The following is a 21,023-nucleotide window of genomic DNA, read 5'->3' as shown; positions in this document are numbered from 1 at the left end:
TGTCTCCTTGACTGTGCCGAACAATCTAGGCGGTGCGCCCGCGCGCCTCAAGCGTCGCCGCTCAACCTTAACTGCGCGGGTTCATAGCCGGGCTTGTGCCGAGCCAGCAGCGCAGCGGGCAGCGTGTGCAGGACGGGTCCGGACGTGTAGAGCAACGACGCCTCGATCGTGCGGCCGGGAAAGATCACCGCGAGTGCGGCGGCATAGGAGGCCATCTGGCGCAGATGATATTCGGGCACGTCGGCCAGGGTCGCCGGTGCGATGCGCCCGGTCTTGAAATCGACGACCTGCACCCGATCCTCCTCGACGCGCAACCGATCGACCGTACCGGAAATGACGAGGCCGTCGACGACCGCCGCGATCGGTGCCTCGGCGAGGGCGTCGATGCCGAACAGTCCGGCGAAGCGCGGGTCGTCGATTACCCTGAGTGCGTCATCGGCCAGCGCGGTCGCCAGCGCCACGTCAGACGCCCCGGCCGCCTGCATCAGCCAGCGCAACGCCGCATCGCGGCGCGCGGCGGGTGAAACGGCGGGCAGCCGCTCGAACAGCCGATGGAGCAGCTGACCGCGAACCGCCGCCGCGCGCGCTTTCGGGGGAAGCGGCGGGTCGGCGATCGCGTCGTCGCCGATTGCCGAGGGCGCGAGCGGACGGGGCGGACGCGCTTCGGCGGGCGCGGGCGCGCGCAGCCAGTCGGGCAGATCGACCGCGTCATGCTGCGGTGGCCGCTCGGCCCGTGCAGCGCCCCCGCCAGCAGGCGTCACGCCGACCCCGGTAAAGTCCCGATCACCGCCGGCATCGGCTTCAGCGACGCCGAGTCGGTCGAAAGCGCGGGCGGCGGCGGCATACCAGCTTTGTTCAGGCGGGCTGCCGTTCGCCCTGGGTCCTAGCGCACCGCCGATCACCAGCCAGCGTTCGGCGCGTGTCGCGGCCACGTAGAACAGCCGCCAATGCTCCTCCATCTCGCGCGCGTCGCTCGCATCGAGCAAAGCCTCCAGCGCGGCGCTGCGTTCGTCACGGCGCGGCCGGATCAGGGGCAGCGCCGGTTCGCGATCGCCGAACACCGGCCAGTCGAGCAGGTCGCGCCGGTTGCGCGTCGGGTCGACCGTCGCATCGGCCAGGATGACCAGCGGCGCCTGCAGCCCCTTGGCACCGTGTGCGGTCATCACGCGGACCGCGCTCGCCGCCTGCGACGGGTCGCGCTTGATGTCGACATCGCCGCGATCGAACCAGTCGATGAAGCGTTGCAGCGACGGCGTCGCCAGCCGCTCGAAACCCAGCGCCGCGGTCAGCAGTTCCTCGATCGGGTCGCGCGCCTCCGCACCGAGCCGCCGGATCAGCTTGCGCCGCCCGTCGAGCGCGCCGCTCAGCAGGTCCTCCAGAAAACGATAGGGCGTGGTGAAATCGGCCTGCGCCAGCATCGCATAGAGCGGCGCCAGCCGGTCGTCCGGCTGCGTCGCGCGCAGGTGACGCCACAGGCTGCCGCGCTCGCGCACCGCGGCGGCCATCAGCTCGTCCTGGCTCCACCCGATCAGCGGCGAGACGAGCAGGCTGGCGAGCGACAGGTCGTCGTCGGGCTGGAGTGCGAAGCGGATCGCGGCGAGCAGATCCTGGACCGCCAGCGGTGCGTTGAGGCGCAGCCGGTCGACACCGGCCACCGGCACCCCGGCGGCATAGAGGCGGGCGACGATCAGCGCCGCCAGCTCGCCGCGCCGCTTGACCAGGATCATCACCTCCCCCGGCGTGATCCGACCCTGATCGATCCACGCGGCGACCTCGGTCGCGATCCGGGTCGCCATGCCGCGCGCGGCATCGTCGGCCCAGCCCTCGGCGTCCTCGTCGCTGCCGCCTTCGATCACCGGTGCCCACAGGGTCACCCGCCCCGGCCCCGGCACGTTGCTGCCATGCGGCTCGACCGTGCTGTGCGCGCCCAGCGCATCGTCGGGCAGCGCCGCGATCGCGGCATCGACAAAGGTCAGGATTGGCTCGGTCGACCGGAAGCTGTCGGTGAGCGAAAGCGTCGTGAACGGCTGATCGGGTCCGGCGAGCCGTTCGAACATCCGGTGCGCGAGCGCGAAATTATAGGGGTCTGTGCCCTGAAAGCCGAAAATCGCCTGTTTATAGTCGCCGACGGTGAACAGCGTGCGCAGCCGGTCGCCTTTCGCGCCTTCACCGGCAAAGAACTCGTCGGCGATGCGGCGGACGATTTCCCATTGTGGCCAGTTGGTGTCCTGCGCCTCGTCGATCAGGATATGCTCGGTCACCTGGTCGAGCTTGTAGCGCACCCAGTCGCCGATGCCGGGCAGCGCGAGGAGCCTGGCGGTCTCGCGGATCAGGTCGTTGAAATCGACCGCGCCGATCCGCCGCTTCGACGCCGCATAGGTTTCGGCATAAGCGCGTCCGGCGGTCAGCCCCTGCGCAAGCAGGTCGGCAAAGCCGGCACGGGCGCGCAGCCCGACCAGCTCGCCGCACCAGCCGTGAAAGCGCGTCGCCAGATCGGCATAGTCGGCGACCAGTGGCGCCTGACCTTTGGCGAACGATCGGAGGTCCCCGTCCGCCTTTGCCCAGACAAGGTGCAGTTCGCCCAGTCCCGCGGCGCGCCCGCCCGGATCGCGGCGGAGCCATTGCGCGATCGCGTCCGCCCGCGCCAGGCCGTTCTTGGTCCCCCACCCCGCGTTCATCGCCGCGACGGCGCGCAGCCCGGCAATGTCGCACGCGTCATCCGCGCACGCCGCAGCGATCGCCGCCTCGACCTCGCCAGGGGGCAGATCGAGACAGTCGCGGACGAAGGGCTGTATCAGTCCGGGCAGCCGCGCCATTGCGTCGGGGCGGGCGGCACAGGCGCGCAGAAAGGCCTCCGCCCGCCCCTCGCCCATGCGCAGGCTGAGCGCCCGTACCGCATCGAGCACGTCGGAACCGTGCAGCGATTCCTGCGCAACCAGCAGTTCCGCCAGCGCCTCGCGCGCCAGCACCTGTTCCTCACGCCCCTCAAGCGGGCGAAAACCGGGAAGCAGGCCGGCCTCGAGCGGGAACGCGGCGAGCAGGCTCTGGCAAAAGCTGTGGATCGTCTGAATGCGGATGCCGCCGCCGGGCGCGTCGAGCACCCGCGCGAAGAGCGTGCGCGCGCGCGCCACCACAGCGGGATCGAGATGATTCTCGCCAAGCGCAAACAGCTCCTTGCGCAGATCGGGCTCGGGCATCCGCACCCAGCGCGCGAGCCGGCCATTGATCCGTCCGGCCATCTCGCTCGCACCCGCCTTCGTAAAGGTGAGGCACAGGACCGCAGCGGGGTCGACTCCGCGCAGCAACAGGCGATAGACGCGCGCGGTCAGCACCTGCGTCTTGCCGGTCCCCGCCGACGCCGACAGCCAGACATGGCCTTCCGGGTCGCTCGCGCGCGCCTGATCGCCCTTCAGCCTGGGCAGGAGGCTGCCGGCCTTACTCACGGCCCCACCATTCGTCGCGGCGCATCAGCTGGTCATAGTCGCCATAGGGCGCGTAGAGCGGGTTTAGCTTGGCGGTGAAGGGCGCGTCGCCGGTGAGCCATGCTGCGGTGGCCTCGATGAAATTGTGCGCAGCAATTTCGACAAAGCGGTTGGCAGGTATTGGATCCTTCCTCTTGGGATCGACGGGTGAGGCGACGAAGCCGAAACCGCCCTGGCGGTTGCGCGCCAGCGACCAGTATTCGAACGCGGTCGCGGTGCCCTGGATCCCCTCGAACCCGCCGCGCTCGGCGATCAGTCCGAGCAGTCCCAGCTGCAGGCTGAACCCCTCGCGCACCGCGCGTGTCGAGGGCGGCTGGCCGGACTTGTAGTCCACGATCGCTAGCGTTCCGTCCGCATTGCGGTCGATCCGGTCATATTTGCCCTTGAGCGTGACGCCGGCGATCTCGATCCGCCCCTCCCGCTCGACATCGATCAGCTGCCTGCCGCCTGCGCGCAACTCGACCAGCTGGCTCGCAATCCAGTCGACCGCCTCCATCAGTCGCGGCTGCCACAGCGCGCGCATCAGCGGATGGGTGCGATCATCGCGCATCAGCGCCAGCGCGTGATCGGCCAGCCGCTCGGGACGATCGCGATCCTCCCGCGCCCAGCGTTCAAACACGGCGTGGATCGCGGTGCCGCGCCATGCCGCACTCGCGTCCGCATCGACCGGGTCGAGGGGGGTCAGCTTGAGCATTCGCCGCGCATAGAAGGCGAAGGGATCGGCCTTGAGCCGGTCAACCTCCGTCACCGAAATGATGCGCGGCCGCGCAGTGACGGGCGGACGGGGCGCGGGCTGCGCCGACGGCGCGTGCTCGCGCGGATCGTCGATGTCGGCGCACCACCGCGCCAGGTCATCGGCGGCGTGCAGTTGCTCGCCCGCCAGCGCCTGCAGGCGCAGCCAGAAGCGCGAAGCGATCGTCGGCGCGCTCGCGTCGCGCTCGGCCCGCGTCATCAACACGTCGCGCGCGCCCATTGCCCCGGCCAGGTCATGCGCCGACAGCCCGATCCGCCGTTCAAGCCCCGGCAGGCCGAGTTCGCTGCGGATGCGCGGCGCCAGCCACGGGTCGGGGGCGGGCAATCCCGGCCAGACGCCCTCGTTCAATCCACCCAGTACCATCAGGTCGGCGGTCTGCAGCCGCGCCTCCAGCAAGCCGTAGATGGCGAGGCGCGGATGCCCGCCCTGCGGCGGCCGGATTGCAATTTCATCCATCAGCGTGCGCAGCATCACGGGCAATGCCGCCGGAGCGATCCGGGCCGGGCCGTGCGCCGCGTTCGCCTCCAGCCCCGCGAGCAGGTCCGCCGCCGCCCGCCCCTCCTGTCGCGCCCAGGCGGCGTCGCCGGCCAACGCATCCGCCGACTCGCGCAGCACCGCGACCAGATCGACGAGCGATGCGGCGTCGCGGCCGAAGATCGCGGCGATCGGCCGCAGCAACGCCTCGGCATGCTTCCAGAACGCGATGGCGGGTCGACGACGATGCGCATCCGCGGCGTCGGGATCGGACAAATACCGCGCGATGCCCTCAAGTCCCGCAGCCGGACGTGGCCCGCGCAGCGCCAGGTCGAGCGACCGCACGCCGTCCAACCATTCGATGCGCGCATCGCCCGATCGCACCAGCGGATGCTTGAGCAGCGCGAGCAACGGCACCGGCGCGAACCCGGCGGCGGCGGCTTCCGCGATGGCGAGCAGCAAGGTGCCGGGCGCAAGCGTCGACAACGGCGCGCCCGCGCTGTCGTCGATCGCGATCCCCCAGCGGCGGCAATGCGCGGCAACACGAATGGCGAGTGCGCGGTCCGGAGTCACCAGCGCGGCGGTCCGCCCCGGTGCCTCGAGCGCCTCGCGCAGCGCAATCGCGATCGCCTGCGCTTCCTCGGCGGGGGTCGCGACGGCGAGCATCGCGACGCCGGTCAACCGACGCTCGCGCGCCGGTACCTCGTTCCAGCCATAAGTGAACTGGGCGGGTGCCAGAGCGGTGGCGATCGCCTTGCCGCGCGCGGGTGCGGCATCATGGTCGCTGCCATGCCGCCACGCCATCACCTCGCCGCGCGCCACCCCCATGCGATCGAGAACGAGCTTCAGGTGAAATTGCGGGTGCGTTTCAATCGATGGCGGGCGCTTCCCGGTCACGGCGTCGCGCGGGTGCGGCCCGAGCGCATCCCATTGGTCGTCGGGCATGTCGGTCGCGACGCCCGGCAACACCACCAGCCCCTGCGGGAGCTCGGCGACGCGGCGGAGCAGCCGCGCGACGCTGGGGGCCGCGCTCGTCACGCCGGCGGCGCAGATGAAGCCCGCGGATGTCCCCGCGCGCCATCGGTCCGCAGCACGACGCATCAGCCGCGACCGTCGTTCGGCGAGGTCGATGCACCCCAGCCGCGCAAGCTCCGCCGGCCAGCGATCGAGCAGGATGCGAAACACCTCCAGCGCCCGCTGCCAATGCTCGGACGGCTGCTCCGCAAGCTCGAGCGCGGCGAGCGCGCGCGGCGTGACATCCTCGACCAGCAACTGGTCCAGGGTACGCGCAAGGTCGCCCGCCAGCCGCAGCGCCTCCGCGGCATCGACCGGTGCACCGGCCGCTGCGCGCTCGGCCTCGATCAGGCGCGACAGGATCAATCGGCGCGCGAGTGGATCGACCGCCGGCGGTACCGGGTCGGCGGCATCCGCGGGATCGAACATCGCGCCGGCGGCCTCGTCCAGCTCCGGATCGCCGATCGCAACGATGCGCGGCAGCAGCAGCCCGCTTCCGCTCGCGCGGACGAACGCATCCGTGATCGCCCGGCGGGCGCGATGGTTGGGAACCAGGATGGTGCCGCGGGCCAGGGCGAGTGGCTCGCCGCCATGCTGGCGGATCAACCCTGTCGCCAGCGCGTCGGCGAACGCGCGATGAACCGGGATGGTGTAGACGCGCAGGCGGGCGCGATCAGGCATCCGCGAGCAAGGCTTCGGTTTCGACGATTGCGCGCGGCGTGCCGACGTCGAACCACAATCCCTGATGCGGCAGGCCCCAGGCACGCCCGGCCTCGATCGCGCGCTGCCAGAACAGGTTGGTCGAAAACGGTCCATCCGGCCAGTCCGCGATCACGCGCGGCGACAGGATCTGGACGCCGGTGAAGACGAACGGCGCGACGCGTCCCGGCGCGCGGCGCCCCGTGATCCGGCCGAAGCTGTCGAGATGAAAATCGCCGCGCCCGCCATGGCTGTTGGCGCGAGCCAGCGGCACCATCAGCAGCAACGCGTCCATGCGGGCATCGTCCCAGTGCTGGGCCAGCAGCCGGATCGCGTCGATCGGCCCGTCGATCCACAGATTGTCGCTGTTGACGCACAGGAACGGGCGATCGCCGAGCAGCGCGCGCGCTTGAACCAGCCCGCCCCCGGTTTCCATCAGCTGCCGCCGCTCGTCCGAGATGACGATATCGATGCCCTTCACCCGGTGGTGCAGATGCGCTTCGAGCGTGTCGGCGAGATAATGGACGTTGACGACCGCCCTGCGCACGCCAGCCGCGCGCAGGCGGTCGAACACATGGTCGATAAGCGCGCGACCGCCCACCTCGACCAGCGGCTTGGGGCGGGTCGCCGTGAGCGGGCGCATCCGCTTGCCCAGGCCCGCCGCCATCACCATCGCGATTTCAGGCACCGGCGCGTCCGGATTGGGGCGCAGCGCCAGCGTGTGCGCGGTCGTCATTCGCCGGCGATCACGATGGGGTCGCCGCGCCGGGCCGCGGGGATATTGGCATCGAACCAGGCGCGCACAGGTGCCAGTGCCGGATGCGCCAGATCGCGTTCCAGATAACGCCAGACGCGTGGGCAAAGCCCAGGATAACGCGGCTTGCCGTCACGTTTCCACAGCCGCGTGAAGATGCCGATGATCTTCGCATTCCGCTGCGCGCCCAGCACATGATAGGCGGCGTCGAACCCTTCACCCGCGCCCGTCGTGCGCCGATAGCGGTCGAGCATCTGCGCCTCGAGCTCGGGGGCGACGTCACGCCGCGCGTCCTGAAGCAGCGAGACGAGGTCATAAGCGGCGTGGCCGGTCAGCGCGTCCTGGAAATCGAGCAGGCCCAGCGTCTCGCGACCCTCGATCAGCATGATGTTCTCGGCATGATAGTCGCGCAGCACCGTGACCGGCGGCGCGGGCTCGACATGATCGAGCACCGCGTCCCACGCGGCGCGATAGGCCACGACATCGGGTTCGATCCCCACCGCCGGACAGTACCATTCGGTGAGCAGCCCGGCCTCGCGCTGATATTCGGCACGATCATAGCCGCGCAACGGTGCCGCATCCTCGCGATGGAGCCGTACCAGCAGGTCGACCGCCTCGCCATAGAGCCGAAGCTCGCTCTCCGGCGCTGCATCGACGGTCTCGCGCATGCGGGCGTCGCCGAAATCCTCGATCAGCACCAGGCCGGCGACCGCGTCCTCGCCCAGGATCGCCGGCGCGGCGAACCCGCGATCGCCCAGCCAGCGCGAGATGGCCAGGAACGGGCGCGCGTCCTCATGCGGCGGCGGCGCATCCATCAGCACCGCGGAGCGCCCCGGTGCGACCGCGCGGAAATAGCGGCGAAACGACGCGTCGCCCGCCAGCGGCAGCAATTCGGCATCGCCCCAGCCATTTGCCGCCAGAAATTCCGCGGCGGCGGGGGGTGGATTCATATCAGCGACCATCGCTGCCTCCATGCCTCCGGCACCATCGCTGTCAAGCGCCGCACGCCATCGCTTTCGATCAACAGGGTCAGCCGCAGGGCGTCCACCCAGGTCGGCTCGGGCAGGCGTTCGGGCCATTCGACGACCAGCAGCGAATCGTGGCGTGCCTCCCACAAGCCGAGCTCGACCGCTTCCTCTGCGTCCTCGATCCGGTACAGGTCGACATGCAGCACCGGAAACTGCACCTCGGGCGGCGCATAAGGCTGGACGATGGCGTAGCTCGGCGACGGTGCCTCGCCCTCGAGCCCGAGTTCGTTCAGCAGGCCGCGCGCGATGCTGGTCTTGCCCGCGCCCAGCGGTCCGCTGAGCGTGACGACGTCGCCCGGACGCGCGACACGCGCGATCCGCGCGCCAAGCGCCAGCGAGTCGTCGATCGACCAGAGCAGGTTGGCGCTCATTTTCGCGGCAGCGTGGCGGTCAGGATGGTGCCGTGGCCCAGCTCGGACACCAGCGACAATTCCCCGCCATGAACTTCGATGAATTGCTTCGCGAGCGGCAGGTCGAGCCCGAGATGGCGATCGCCGGGCCGCGCCACCGCGGGCTGTGCGAAGCGATCGAATGCACGCGCCTGCGCGCTCGGGCTCATCCCCGCCCCGTCGTCGGACACGACCACGCGCGCGGCTTCACGCGTCCCGTCGACGTGGAGCAGCACGCGATTGCCCTCGTCCAGCGTGCAGAGCGCGTGGCGCAGCATATGCTCGATCGCCTGGCGCAAACGGCGCGGATCGCCCTGCACCGTGCCTGACGACCGCTGGACGTCGACGGCAAGTTCGATCCCGCGCTCTTTGGCCAGAGACACCAGATGCTCGGCCGCGGCGCGTGCGGTCGCATCCAGATCGACCGGCTGGACATCGAGCGCCGCCGCTTCGGTCGCAGTCAGGTCGAGCACATCGTCGACCAGGCCACCCAGGCGTTCGACCGATTCCAAAATGGCGCCGACATAGCTGCTCCCGGAATCGCTCAATTCGCCTGCATATCCGGCGTGCAGCATCTCCGCGAAACCCTTGATCGACGTGAGCGGGGTGCGCAGCTCATAGCTCATGTTCGCGACGAACGCGGTCTTCACCCGGTCCGCCGCCTCCAGCGCATCGTTGCGGTCGCGCAGCGCCTGTTCGATGCGCCGGCTGTCGGAAATGTCGATCATGGTCAGCAATGCGTTGCCGTCGGGCAACGGCACGGCACCGAATTCATAGTGCCGGCCATCGGCAAAGGCGACGCGGCCGCCGCGCTGCTGGCGCTCGTTGGCGGCGGAGCGGACAAGGTCGGGGATCAGCGACGAGCGCGCCGGATTGGCGAGACGCGGCGCCACTTCCTCCGCCAACAGATCGACGCGGGGATGCGTGCTGAGGAAACTCTCCTCGAGCGCCCAGACCTGCCGGAACTTGGCGTTCCAGATCTGCAACCGGCCATCGGCGGAAAACACGCCCAGCGCCTCGAACAGATTGTCGAAGGTCGCGGTGCGCACCCGCAGCAGCGTGTCGCGCGCGCTCGCCAGCTGGACCTGCTCGGTGCGATCCTCGAAGATCATCAGCAAGCCGCCCTCGGGCAGCGGCTGCGCCACGACGCGCAAATGGACCGAACCCGGCAGGTGCCAATTCTCCTCGATTTCGTCCTGCGTCGCGTGGAACCATGCGCGGCGCTCGGCTTTCCAGCCCGGAAAGTCACGGACTTCGGGCAGGCGGTTGGCCTCGCGCATCCGCTCCAGCACCCGGTCGAACTCCGGCCGGTCGGCGAGCCATTCGGGCCGCATCGCAAAGATACGCTGGAAGGGCTGATTGCAGAAGACGAGCGTGCGGTCGGCACCGAACTGGGCGACTGCGGACGACAGCCGGTCGAGCATCGACCGCTGCGCATCGGCGAAACGCTTGATCCCCGCGCGCGCCTGTTCGAGCTCCTCGATATCGATCGCGTAGCCGGCGGTGCCGCCGTCGGGCATGGGCACGTCGTGAAAGCGGAGCATCCGGCGTGCCCCGCCGATCGTCGCGGGCAGCGCGGTCACCTGCGCGCGGCCGCTGTCGCGCGCTTCGGCCGCGTTGACGATCGGACCCAGATGTCCGGCGGTTTCGACCAGCTCGACCTGGCGCGCGATGACCCCGGCCGCGTCGGACATTTCGACCGCCTGGACATAGGCGCTGTTGACCATCGCGAGCCTGAGGTCGGGGCCGCGATACCACATCGGCATCGGCGCGGCTTCGATCAGCCCGGTCAGCGATTCGAACGCGGCACGCAGCCGGTCGGCCTCACTTTCGGCGCGGTCGAGCTCGGTCTGGATGTCGGTTGCGTCAAAGAACCAGACGATGACGGTGCCGGCCGGTCCCAGCATTTCGGGCGCGCGATCGCCGATCGCGATCAACCGCCGTGCCGAACCCGGCGGGCGCAGCGCGAGGCGAAACGGCCGCGCGGCGCTTTGCGCCTCGATGATCGCGGCCACCAGCCGCGCACCGTCGGGAAATTCGGTTTCAGCGACCACGCCCGGTTCGTTGCGCAATTCCTCAAGCCGCTCCGGCGCACGGCCGAAGCCCAGCCGGTCGACGAGCGCGAGGGGCAAGGATACGCGCTGATCCGGATCGACGCGCATCGCCATCGCCGGCGAATGGCCGATCAGGGCGTGCGCGCGCTCGGCCTCGGCACGCTGAACCCGCGCGATGCGCGCGCCCTGGACGCTCCGGTAGAAGGCATAGGCCGCCAGCGCGACAAGGATCGCCAGGACCGCGCCGAGGACAAGGAGTGCAATCGGCTCAGCGATCGTCATTGAGGATGGGCCAGATACGCACGCATGGCCAACGGGTAGCCATCACTGCTCCCAAGCGAAACCCCCTTGATGCCGCGGGGCACCAAGGGGGCTGAAGCCACGCTGAGCGACCCGCCCGCTCGCGCGAGCGGATCACGTCAGCTTTCGCGAGCCGCGATCAGAACCGCGCCTGCGCGCCGATGAACGCGACGCGACCAATGCCGCTGACCGGATAGGCCGAGCTCGACAGATACGGACGCGCATCGGTCAGATTGTTGACACCGGCGTTGAGCGAGAACGACTCCGTCACGTCGTAATTGACCGCGACGTTATGGACGAAATACTCCCGCGCCAGACCCGCCGGACCGAATTCCCGGTCCACCCGTTCGATCTGCACAGCCGACGCCACGGCTTGCTCGCCGATATACTGGACGGTGTAATTGAAGCCGAGGCCCTTATAGCCATAGGTGAACGTGCCGAGCCCCGACCATTCCGGCGCGCCCGTTTCGCGCAGGCCCGGATTGACCAGCGTGGTGTCAATCGGATCGAAGAAACGATCGACCTTTTCGGTCCAGTTGCCGCTGACCCGCAAACCGAAATCATGGTCGCCGATGTCGAATTGATAGGCGGCGGTGAAGTCGATGCCCGAAGTCTCGATGCGTCCGAAGTTGATCTGGGTCTGGCGCAGGAAATTAAAGCCGAACGTCGTCGGCCCCGATCCGGGACCATTGCGACTGATCAGATCGCAGAACTGGTTCGGAAAGGTCGTGTTGTCATAGCACGTATTAACGATGTCCTGCGATGTCACCGCGGCGATCGCATCCTCGATTTCGATCGAGTAATAGTCCGCGGTCAGGGTCAGCCCGGGAATGAATCGCGGCTGGATCACGCCGCCCACCGTCCAGGTGGTTGCGGTTTCCTCGGACAGGTTGGGGTTGCCGCCACTCGTGCCCGAAAAGCGCGCGGTCAGCGGATCGCTGTAGCTTGCAATAAAGCTCGCGGCATTGGGGATGTTGAGCGCGGTTGCCGCGGCGATACAGTTGGCAAGGCGGTTCGGTGTCGCGTTCTGGTTGAGCACATCGCACGGATCCGAAGGACGGAACGTCGCGCCCTGCGCGGGTTCAAACAGTTCCGCGATGTTCGGGGCACGGATTGCGCGCGCATACGTGCCACGGAACCGGATATCCTGGACCGGCGCCCACACGCCGTTGACGTTCCAGGTGAACGCGCCACCGACCGTGGAGTAATCGGCATAGCGCCCGGCGGCGCCGAGCGTCAGCTCGTAGAAAAAGGGCGTGTCCTTGAGGATCGGCAGCGAGATTTCGCCGAACACTTCCTTCACGTCGAACGACCCGCCGGTGTTGAACGTGCGGGTCTGTGCGTCGAAAACCAGCTGCTGGTTGTCCGAGACGTCGCCGATGAAGGTGCCGGCGGGACCGGCGGGCGACCCTTCCGGCAGCAGGCCGAGCTCGAGATCGCTGAACCGCGAACTCGAACGCTCCTCGCGATATTCGCCGCCGACCGCGAATTTGACCGCGCCGCCGGGCAGATTGAAGAACCCGCCGGTATCGCCCGTGATGATCCCGTTGACGACGAACTGCTGGAGCACGAACCGATTGGTGGTCGGCGTCGTAATGAACGCGACCGCTTCGGGGCTCAGCGAGTTTTCCCCCGCCAGGATGTTGCCCGGGCGGCACTGGCCGTCACCGGGGCGGAAGGTGAAGAAGCCGGGCGCGATCACGGGAAACACTTCGCTGCCCGGATGCGGCACGGAGCTGATGTCCGAACGGCAGATCGGCTGCCCATTGGGACCAGTGACCACGTCGATCGATGCGAACAGGCGGTCATAACGCACGCGGTTGGACTGGGTGACCGAACTCTCGGTCCGGCCGTAATTGCCCGAAACCTCATAGTTCAAATGGCTGTCGATCGCGCCGCGCACGCCGCCGACGATGCGATAGGTATCGCGATTGGCCTCCTGCGTGTTCGGACCGAGATCGAGGAAGTCGCGGCTGACCCGCAGACCGCCTGCGTCATCCGCATCGGCCTGAAGCACATCCGGGATGAAGGGATTGTCGGGGAAGATCAGCAGGCTGTCATAGAAGGTGTTGTAATTGTTGCGCGACAGCGTGTTGTTGCGGGCATATTTCGCGTCGACGAAGACTTCCGCGGCGGGCGAAAATTCGTAGTTGGCGCGCAGATTGGCGTAGATGCGCTCGCTCCGGGGAATGAGCGACGTCTGGTTCGTCCGCTCCACCGCGCCATCGCCGCCGAACTGGTTCTGGCTGGTCGAAATGACGCCGTCCTCGAAAATCTTGACGCCGCCGCCAGGCGTCGAGATGTAGCAGCCGCCGCCGCCGAAGCCGGTCAGGCCGATATAGCTTTCTTCGCAGTCGTTGACGCCGTTATTGTTGATGTCCGCGTTGAAGAACCCAAAATCATTGCGGAAGATCAACCCCGAGCCGGAGCTGATCGCGAACCGGGGATCGGCACCGATCACGAACAGTGGCGCGTTGGCCGCACGGTCGATCAGGGCCTGTTCGGCCGCGGTTGGCGTACGTCCAGGGAAGAAGGTCGAAAATTGCTGGGCGGTCGGAATCGCGAAACCGATCGGGAAACGGCCGGCAGCGTTCGAGAACCGCTGGGCGAAGTTCGGCGTTGCGGCCGCGCTGATGTCCCCGCGCTGGAAACGGCGCAGCGGATTGGCGTAGGTGGTGCTGTTGTTGCCACGTCCGTTGTCACGCGTGAACGGACGATCGCCCAGCAGCACTTCCTGATCATTGGTGTAGCCTGCGGACAAGGTGATGTTGCCGCGGCCGCCGCCGAAGTTGCGCCCGTAAGTCCCATCGATCGATTGCGACGAGCCATTGCCCGACGTCGCAATGCTCGACCGGCCATTGAGCTGAAAACCCTCGAAATCCTTGCGCAGGATATAGTTGACCACGCCGGTAACGGCGTCGGCACCATAGACGGCCGACGCGCCGCCCGTCAGCACTTCGACGCTCTGGATCAGCGCGGTCGGAATGGTCGACACGTCGACCGTCTGCGCGCCCGCAACGCCCGACACGTGGCGATACCCATCGACCAGAACCAGCGTGCGGTTGGATCCGAGCTGGCGGAGATTGAGGGTTGCCTGGCCAATACCGACATCCGCATCGCCGCGTTCGATCGAGTCCGCCACCGTCGTGGACGCCAAAAGGGCCGGAATCTGGCGAAGCGCCTGGCTCGCGTCAGTCGCACCGGTCGCCAAAATGTCAGCCGACGACACGGCGCTTACCGGCGCGGGTCCGGTGGCATTCGGATCGCGAGTCAGGCGCGATCCGGTGACGACGATGTCTTCTCCGCTCGCTTCCGCTTGACCGGTGGGCGCATCGACCGGCGCCGAATCCTGGGCGAACGCCGCCGTCGACAGGACAAGCGAAAGGCCGCTGCCGATCATCAGACCAGCGCGCCCGGCAATGTGATTGAAACGCATTAGGAAATCCCCGCTTAACAATAAGTTGCCTGTCATCAGGATCAGGCGACCAGCCGGGGCTCCTCCAACCCCGGACTTATTGCGCGGGTCGAGCCTATCCAGGCTCGTCCGCCGCGCAAGTTGTGCAGCGCGGAAATGATGCCTCAGGATCAGCCAATGTCAACTTAGTGTTACGAAAAAACCGGCTCCGGCGTAATGTTGTGACAAAAATGGTGCGCAAAGGCAGCCGCCGGTCACGGCAAGGCATCGCAAGCCCGTTCGCCGCAGACAAAAAGAGAGCGCCGCGAACGGCGCTCTCCCGAAACGTCACTGGCAACAAATCCCGATCAATAGCGGTAATGATCCGGCTTGAACGGGCCCTCGACCGGCACGCCGATGTAGCTCGCCTGCTTCTCGGTCAGCTTGGACAGCTTGACGCCCAGCTTTTCGAGGTGGAGCGCGGCGACCTTCTCATCGAGATGCTTGGGCAGGACGTACACCTCGTTCTGGTATGCGCTGGTGTTGGTCCACAGCTCGATCTGCGCCAGCACCTGGTTGGTGAAGCTCGACGACATGACGAAGCTGGGGTGGCCGGTCGCATTGCCCAGATTGACCAGGCGGCCCTTCGACAGGACGATGATCTTCTTGCCGTCGGGGAACTCGACCTCGTCGACCTGCGGCTTGATCTCGGTCCACTTGTAGTTGTTGAGCGCGGCGATCTGGATCTCGCTGTCGAAATGGCCGATGTTGCACACGATCGCCATGTTCTTCATGTCGCGCATGTGATCGAGCGTGATGACGTCGGCATTGCCCGTCGCGGTCACGAAGATGTCGGCGCGCTTGGCCGCTTCCTCCATCGTCACGACCTCATAGCCCTCCATCGCCGCCTGCAGCGCGCAGATCGGATCGACTTCGGTGACGATGACGCGCGCGCCGCCGTTGCGCAGCGACGCCGCCGAACCCTTGCCGACATCGCCGAAGCCGGCGACGACCGCGACCTTGCCGGCGAGCATCACGTCGGTCGCGCGGCGGATCGCATCGACCAGCGATTCCTTGCAGCCATAAAGATTGTCGAACTTCGACTTGGTCACGCTGTCGTTGACGTTGATCGCCGGGAAGGGAAGCTTGCCCTTCTTGGCGAGTTCATACAGGCGGTGGACACCGGTGGTGGTCTCTTCCGACACGCCCTTGATGCTCTGGACGGTCTTGGTGAGGTAGCCCGGACGCTCGGCGAGGAAGCGCTTGAGCGTGGCGACGAAGATTTCCTCTTCCTCGTTGCCGGGCACGAACAGGTCCTCGCCCGCTTCGACCCGCGCGCCCCACAGCGCGAACATCGTCGCGTCGCCGCCATCGTCGAGGATCATGTTGCAGGTCGTGTCCTGGCCCCAGTCGAAGATGCGCACGACATAGTCCCAATATTCCTCCAGCGTCTCGCCCTTGACGGCGAACACCGGAATGCCGCGCGCGGCGATCGCAGCGGCCGCGTGGTCCTGCGTCGAATAGATGTTGCACGACGCCCAGCGGATTTCGGCGCCCAGCTCGATCAGCGTCTCGATCAGAACCGCGGTCTGGATCGTCATGTGCAGCGACCCGGTGATGCGCGCGCCCTTCAGCGGCTTGGTCGCACCGAATTCGTCGCGCAGCGCCATCAGGCCGGGCATTTCGGTCTCGGCGATCTCGATCTCCTTGCGGCCGAAAGCGGCAAGTTCGATGTCCTTGATCACATAATCCTGGGCGGGGGCGAGCGTCGCGGTGGCCACGTCAAATCTCCTGGGCAAGTTGGGTGCCGTCGCGGGCGATGCGCCCGCGCGATCCTGCCCGCGCCTTTACCGGCAAGCCCGGTGCAACGCAAATGCTATATAAAGATATCTTTATATGCGGTCCCAAAGCATATGCGGTGCTAAAGCGATCAGGCGCGCCCGGCGCTGCTCGCCAGCAGCCGGGGATCGATGCCCGCGCCCGAAAATGCCCGCTCCCAACGCGACCGGGCCGGGATGTCATAGAGCAGCGCCAGCTCGCCGGGCGTGCTGAACCAGCCGTGTCGGGTCATTTCGCCGTCCAGCTGCCCCTCGCCCCACCCGGCATAGCCCAGCGCGACCAGCCAGCGCGACGGCCCGGTGCCCTCCGCAATGGCGCGCAGCACATCGATCGTGCCCGACAGGTTCCAGCGCCCGGCGACCTCGATCGTGTCCTGTCCGCCCCAGTCGGTCGAATGGAGCACGAAACCGCGCATCGGCTCGACGGGGCCGCCGGAATGAACCGGGGCATCGGGCGCATCGCCGGGCGCGATATCGAACTGACCCAGCAGCTCGTGCAGCCCCAGCCCCTCGATCTCGCTGCCGATGCCGATGCCGAGCGCGCCATTTTCATCATGCGCGCACATCGCGATGACCGAACGCTCGAAACGCGGATCGCCAATCCCGGGCATCGCAAGCAGGAACTGGCCGGTCAGGAACGCAGGCGTCGACATGGTTTACAGCATAACGTCGATCGCCGCCCGCGACCATGCTTGAAAACCGGCGCGTTCGGCACAACTAGGCGCTGCAGGCGTTGATGATGATGCACGCCACCGAGGGAGAATGACATGACGATCCAAGTGGGCGACCGCCTGCCCAAGACCACGCTGATCCGCGTGACCGACCAGGGCCCCGACGCGACCGACAGCGAGAGCTACTTCGCGGGCCGCCGTGTGGCGCTGTTTTCGGTGCCGGGTGCCTTTACGCCGACCTGCTCGGCCAAGCACCTGCCCGGGTTCGTCGAGCATGCCGACGCCATCCTGGCCAAGGGGATCGACGAAATCGCCTGCACCGCCGTCAACGACGCCTTTGTCATGGCGGCGTGGGGCAAGGCGTCGGGCGTCAACGACAAGGTGACGATGCTGGCCGACGGCAACGGCGAATTCGCCGTCGCCACCGGGCTCAGCATGGACGGCAGCAAGTTCGGCATGGGCACACGCGGCCAGCGTTACACGATGGTGGTCAATGACGGCGTCGTCGAGCATCTGTTCGTCGAGGCACCAGGCGAATTCAAGGTCAGCAGCGCCGAATATCTGCTCGACCGGTTGTGAGCCCTTCCGGCCCCGGCGGCGCCGATGCGCGTCCGGGGCCGGCTGACTTGCCAGCGTAACGACACCGTCCTAACCACGGTCGATGACTCAAGCAGCTGCAATCGTCGCGGAGCTCGACCGGCTCTATCGCGCCTCCGTGTCCCGCCTCCAGGAGGCACTTGAACGCTATCTGGCGGACCGCACCCCGCCGCCGGTCGCGATGCGCGGCGATGGCAGCTTCGCCTATCCCGAGATCCGGCTGCGCTATGCCGGCGGGCCGGACCGGCCCGCACCGCTCCGGTCGTTCGGACGGCTGGTCACCGCGGGCGAATACCGCATCAGCGTGACCAAGCCCGCCATTTTCGCCGACTATCTGACCGAACAGCTCGAACTGCTGATCGAGGATTATGACGTCGTGGTCGACGCGGTGCCGGGGCGGCAGGAAATCCCGTTTCCCTATGTGCTCGATCCCGGCCATGCGCTGAGCCTCGACGAGGTGTCCGCCTCCGAGCTGGCGCGCCATTTCCCGGCGACCGAGCTCGCCCATATCGGCGACGAGATCGCGGATGGCGTCTGGTCCGATCATGAAGGCGTGCGGCCGCTCGCGCTGTTCGACGGCCTGCGCACCGACTTCTCGCTCGCGCGCCTGCGCCATTACACCGGCACCCCGCCCGAGCATGTCCAGCGTTACGTGCTGTTCACCAACTATCACCGCTATGTCGACGAATTCGTCCGCTGGGGGTGCCAGCAGCTCGAGGGCGACGGGCCGTACACCGCGCTGTCGGGCGCGGGCGGCGTCGTCATCCGCGCGGGCGACGATCCCGAACGGCTGGTGACCGACAGCGCATGGCGGCGGCACCAGATGCCCGCCTATCACCTCATCGCGCCCAATCGCGCGGGCATCACGCTGGTCAATATCGGTGTGGGCCCAAGCAACGCGAAGACGATCTGCGATCACCTGGCGGTGATGCGGCCCGAGGCGTGGCTGATGATCGGCCATTGCGGCGGCCTGCGGCCCAGCCAGCGGATCGGCGATTATGTGCTCGCGCACGCCTATCTGCGCGACGATCACGTGCTCGACGACGTGCTGCCCCCGGAAATCCCGGTGCCCGCGATCGCCGAAGTGCAACAGGCGCTGGCCCGCGCGGCGGAAACGGTGAGCGGCCAGTCGGGCGAGGAGTTGAAGCGGCGGCTGCGCACGGGCACGATCGTCACCACCGACGACCGCAACTGGGAACTGCGCTATTCGCAGTCGGCGCTGCGCTTTTCCCTGAGCCGCGCGGTCGGGATCGACATGGAGTCCGCGACCATCGCCGCTCAGGGCTATCGCTTCCGCGTCCCCTATGGGACGCTTTTGTGCGTTTCGGACAAGCCGCTGCACGGCGAATTGAAGCTGCCTGGGCAGGCCAACAAATTCTACGAACGCGCGATCAACGAACATATGCGCATCGGCATCGCCACCGTCGAGGAACTGATCCGCGAAGGCCCGCGCCTGCACAGCCGCAAGCTCCGCGCGTTCAACGAACCGCCGTTTCGGTGAGGTTTGGCGGGGGTGCGTGCGTCCTTCGATGCGCGCCTTCGACTTCGCTCAGTCGCTACTCAGGATGAGCGGTTGGGCGTAAGACAATGCTCGGTTGCCCATCTTTATCCGCTCAACCTGAGTAGGGGCTGAGCCTGGCGAAGACCCGTATCGAAGGACCCACGGAACATGCGTCGCCCCGGCGCAGGCCGGGGCCGCTCACCATCGGAGCACACTATTAGCCACCGGCCCCGGCCTACGCCGGGGCGACGGACCTTACCACCCGGTCGGCTTCCCCTTGTTCTGCTCGTCCAGCCACGCCTTCAGCGGCGCGAAATACTCGACCATCGCCTTGCCCGACATTTCCCGGCTCCCGGTGAACGCCTCGAGCGCGTCCGGCCAGGGCTTCGACTTGCCGAGTTCCAGCATCGCGTTCAGCTTCGCGCCGACTTCCTTGTTGCCATAGAAGGAACAGCGGTGGAGCGGGCCCTGCCAGCCCGCCTGGTCGCACGCCGCCTTGTAGAACTGGAACTGGAGGAGGCGCGCCAGGAAGTAGCGGGTATAGGGCACGTGCGCCGGAATGTGATATTTCGCACCCGCGTCGAACCGCGTCTCGTCGCGCGCGACCGGCGGGGCGACGCCCTGATATTGCAGGCGCAGCGCATCCCACGCGCCCTGATAGCCGGTTGCCGGGATCTGTCCCGCGAACACGCCCCAGCGCCATTTGTCGATCAGCAGCCCGAACGGGAGGAACGCGACCTTGTCCATCGCCTGGCGCAGCAGCAGGCCGATATCCTTGTCCGCGCTTGGCACCTTGGCCTGGTCGAGCAGCCCGATGCTGACCAGATAATCGGGGGTGATCGACAGCGCGACGAAATCGCCGATCGCTTCGTGGAAGCCGTCATTCGCGCCATCGCGATAGAGCAGCGACTGGCCCTTATAGGCGCGCTGATAATAGTTATGGCCGAGCTCGTGATGAATGACGACGAAATCGTCGGCGTTCACCTTGATGCACATCTTGATGCGGATGTCGTCCTTGTCGTCCAGGTCCCACGCCGAGGCATGGCACTGAACCTCGCGGTCCTGCGGCTTCACGAATTGCGACCGCGTCCAGAAGGTTTCCGGCAGCGGATCGAAACCCAGCGACGAATAGAAGCCCTCGCCCACCTTCACCATCTTGATCGGGTCATAGCCCTTGGCGGTCAGCAGCTCGGTGACGTCGTAGCCGACATCGCCCGCCCCCGGCGGCGCGACCAGCTCGTAGATGTTGCCCCATTCCTGCGCCCACATATTGCCGAGCAGGTCGGCACGGATCGGGCCGGTCCTGGGCTGGACCGCGTCGCCATATTTCTCGTTGAGCTTCCAGCGGACATAGGTGTGCAGCGACTGGTAGAGCGGCTTCACCTCGTTCCACAATTTGTCGGTCAGCTTGGCGAATTCCTCGGGCGGCATGTCATAGTTCGACCGCCACATCGTGCCGACGTCCTTGAAGCCCAGCTCGCGCGCGCCCTCGTTGCTGATGCCGATGGTACGGGCATAATCCTGGCGGATCGGCGCGCCGACATTGTCGTGCCAGCTGACCCACATTTCCTTCAGACGATCGGGATCGCGCTCGGTGCCCATCGCGGCTTCGATGTCGCTGCCGCTGATCGGCTGGCCATTCAGCGTCCCCTTGCCCTTGCCATAGGTCGACGACATCCGCGTCGAGATCGTCGCCAGTGTCGCCGCCGCGCCTTCGCGGGTCGGCGCGGGGAGCGTCAGGCCGCTGCGCATGAAATTGAGCTTGCGCAGCGTGTCGGGCGACAGCGCGGTCGCCCTGGCGAACTTGGCGGACTCGATCGCATAATCGACCGACTTCTGCGTGCCCTCCGCCGAGACCTGCCCGACAAGCGCGTCGGTATCGTCGGTGATATAGGTCGCGTTGATCCACGCGACCTTGGCCGCGGTCTGGTTGAATTCGTACAGGTCGGCCTCGACCTTGGCGACGAAGGCATCGGCGGCCGCGGCGTTCGGCGCGGACTGGGCAAAAGCGGCCGGCGCGAGCATGGTCGACAGGGCGAGCGCGGAGATACCGGTGCGGAGCATTGAAATTCCC

12 protein-coding genes are annotated in these 21,023 nt (G+C 67.3%); 2 read left to right on the top strand and 10 right to left on the bottom strand.

What is annotated here, in order from left to right; translation table 11 throughout:
* Positions 1-47: 47 nt before the first annotated feature.
* From addA to AX676_RS09590, 9 genes are all read right to left on the bottom strand, one after another.
* Complete coding sequence (addA, locus tag AX676_RS09630; protein ID WP_066479561.1) at positions 48-3,443, bottom strand: double-strand break repair helicase AddA; 3,396 nt, start codon at positions 3,441-3,443, stop codon at positions 48-50.
* Positions 3,436-6,405 carry a double-strand break repair protein AddB gene (addB, locus tag AX676_RS09625; protein ID WP_066479563.1) on the bottom strand — a complete coding sequence of 990 codons (2,970 nt, stop codon included), beginning with the start codon at positions 6,403-6,405 and terminating at the stop codon, positions 3,436-3,438. The genes addA and addB overlap by 8 nt, the downstream gene beginning before the upstream one ends.
* Positions 6,398-7,159, bottom strand: a complete 762-nt coding sequence (locus AX676_RS09620) for a nucleotidyltransferase family protein (protein WP_066479565.1) — start codon at positions 7,157-7,159, stop codon at positions 6,398-6,400. Before AX676_RS09620 ends, addB begins: the two co-directional genes overlap by 8 nt.
* Complete coding sequence (locus tag AX676_RS09615) at positions 7,156-8,139, bottom strand: aminoglycoside phosphotransferase family protein (protein ID WP_066644468.1); 984 nt, start codon at positions 8,137-8,139, stop codon at positions 7,156-7,158. The genes AX676_RS09620 and AX676_RS09615 overlap by 4 nt, the downstream gene beginning before the upstream one ends.
* Positions 8,124-8,576, bottom strand: a complete 453-nt coding sequence (gene tsaE / locus AX676_RS09610; protein WP_066479571.1) for a tRNA (adenosine(37)-N6)-threonylcarbamoyltransferase complex ATPase subunit type 1 TsaE — start codon at positions 8,574-8,576, stop codon at positions 8,124-8,126. Before tsaE ends, AX676_RS09615 begins: the two co-directional genes overlap by 16 nt.
* Positions 8,573-10,930: a sensor histidine kinase gene (locus AX676_RS09605; RefSeq protein ID WP_066479574.1), complete on the bottom strand. Its 2,358-nt coding sequence runs from the start codon at positions 10,928-10,930 to the stop codon at positions 8,573-8,575. The genes tsaE and AX676_RS09605 overlap by 4 nt, the downstream gene beginning before the upstream one ends.
* 157 nt (positions 10,931-11,087) lie before the next feature.
* On the bottom strand, positions 11,088-14,384 hold the full coding sequence (locus AX676_RS09600) for a TonB-dependent receptor domain-containing protein (protein WP_066479576.1): 3,297 nt from the start codon (positions 14,382-14,384) through the stop codon (positions 11,088-11,090).
* Positions 14,385-14,710: 326 nt separating this feature from the next.
* Positions 14,711-16,123 carry an adenosylhomocysteinase gene (ahcY, locus tag AX676_RS09595; protein ID WP_066479579.1) on the bottom strand — a complete coding sequence of 471 codons (1,413 nt, stop codon included), beginning with the start codon at positions 16,121-16,123 and terminating at the stop codon, positions 14,711-14,713.
* 149 nt (positions 16,124-16,272) lie between these two features.
* Positions 16,273-16,833, bottom strand: a complete 561-nt coding sequence (locus AX676_RS09590; RefSeq protein WP_066479582.1) for a YqgE/AlgH family protein — start codon at positions 16,831-16,833, stop codon at positions 16,273-16,275.
* A 114-nt stretch (positions 16,834-16,947) separates the two neighbouring features.
* Between AX676_RS09590 and AX676_RS09585 the strand changes: the two genes are divergently transcribed.
* Both AX676_RS09585 and AX676_RS09580 read left to right on the top strand, forming a co-directional pair.
* The gene (locus AX676_RS09585; RefSeq protein WP_066479584.1) at positions 16,948-17,430 is read left to right on the top strand and encodes a peroxiredoxin; all 483 of its coding nucleotides are present in this window, start codon (positions 16,948-16,950) and stop codon (positions 17,428-17,430) included.
* An 82-nt stretch (positions 17,431-17,512) separates the two neighbouring features.
* On the top strand, positions 17,513-18,949 hold the full coding sequence (locus tag AX676_RS09580) for an AMP nucleosidase (RefSeq protein ID WP_066479586.1): 1,437 nt from the start codon (positions 17,513-17,515) through the stop codon (positions 18,947-18,949).
* Between the two features lie 255 nt (positions 18,950-19,204).
* Here the strand turns inward: AX676_RS09580 and AX676_RS09575 are convergent, their stop codons facing one another.
* Positions 19,205-21,013 (bottom strand): M2 family metallopeptidase, encoded by a 1,809-nt coding sequence (locus AX676_RS09575; protein ID WP_066479588.1) that lies wholly within the window; start codon positions 21,011-21,013, stop codon positions 19,205-19,207.
* Between the last annotated feature and the right edge of the window lie 10 nt (positions 21,014-21,023).

The sequence above is a fragment of the Sphingomonas sp. CCH21-G11 genome (assembly GCF_001555965.1).
Classification (GTDB): domain Bacteria; phylum Pseudomonadota; class Alphaproteobacteria; order Sphingomonadales; family Sphingomonadaceae; genus Sphingomonas.
This window is presented reverse-complemented; position numbering and strand designations above follow the sequence as displayed.

Bases quoted from the DNA above. Each gene is read 5' to 3' on its own strand.
- addB (WP_066479563.1), bottom strand. From the start codon at position 6,405: ATGCCTGATCGCGCCCGCCTGCGCGTCTACACCATCCCGGTTCATCGC.
- AX676_RS09620 (WP_066479565.1), bottom strand. From the start codon at position 7,159: ATGACGACCGCGCACACGCTGGCGCTGCGCCCCAATCCGGACGCGCCG.
- AX676_RS09615 (WP_066644468.1), bottom strand. From the start codon at position 8,139: ATGGTCGCTGATATGAATCCACCCCCCGCCGCCGCGGAATTTCTGGCG.
- tsaE (WP_066479571.1), bottom strand. From the start codon at position 8,576: ATGAGCGCCAACCTGCTCTGGTCGATCGACGACTCGCTGGCGCTTGGC.
- AX676_RS09605 (WP_066479574.1), bottom strand. From the start codon at position 10,930: ATGACGATCGCTGAGCCGATTGCACTCCTTGTCCTCGGCGCGGTCCTG.
- AX676_RS09600 (WP_066479576.1), bottom strand. From the start codon at position 14,384: ATGCGTTTCAATCACATTGCCGGGCGCGCTGGTCTGATGATCGGCAGC.
- AX676_RS09590 (WP_066479582.1), bottom strand. From the start codon at position 16,833: ATGTCGACGCCTGCGTTCCTGACCGGCCAGTTCCTGCTTGCGATGCCC.
- AX676_RS09585 (WP_066479584.1), top strand. From the start codon at position 16,948: ATGACGATCCAAGTGGGCGACCGCCTGCCCAAGACCACGCTGATCCGC.
- AX676_RS09580 (WP_066479586.1), top strand. From the start codon at position 17,513: ATGACTCAAGCAGCTGCAATCGTCGCGGAGCTCGACCGGCTCTATCGC.
- AX676_RS09575 (WP_066479588.1), bottom strand. From the start codon at position 21,013: ATGCTCCGCACCGGTATCTCCGCGCTCGCCCTGTCGACCATGCTCGCG.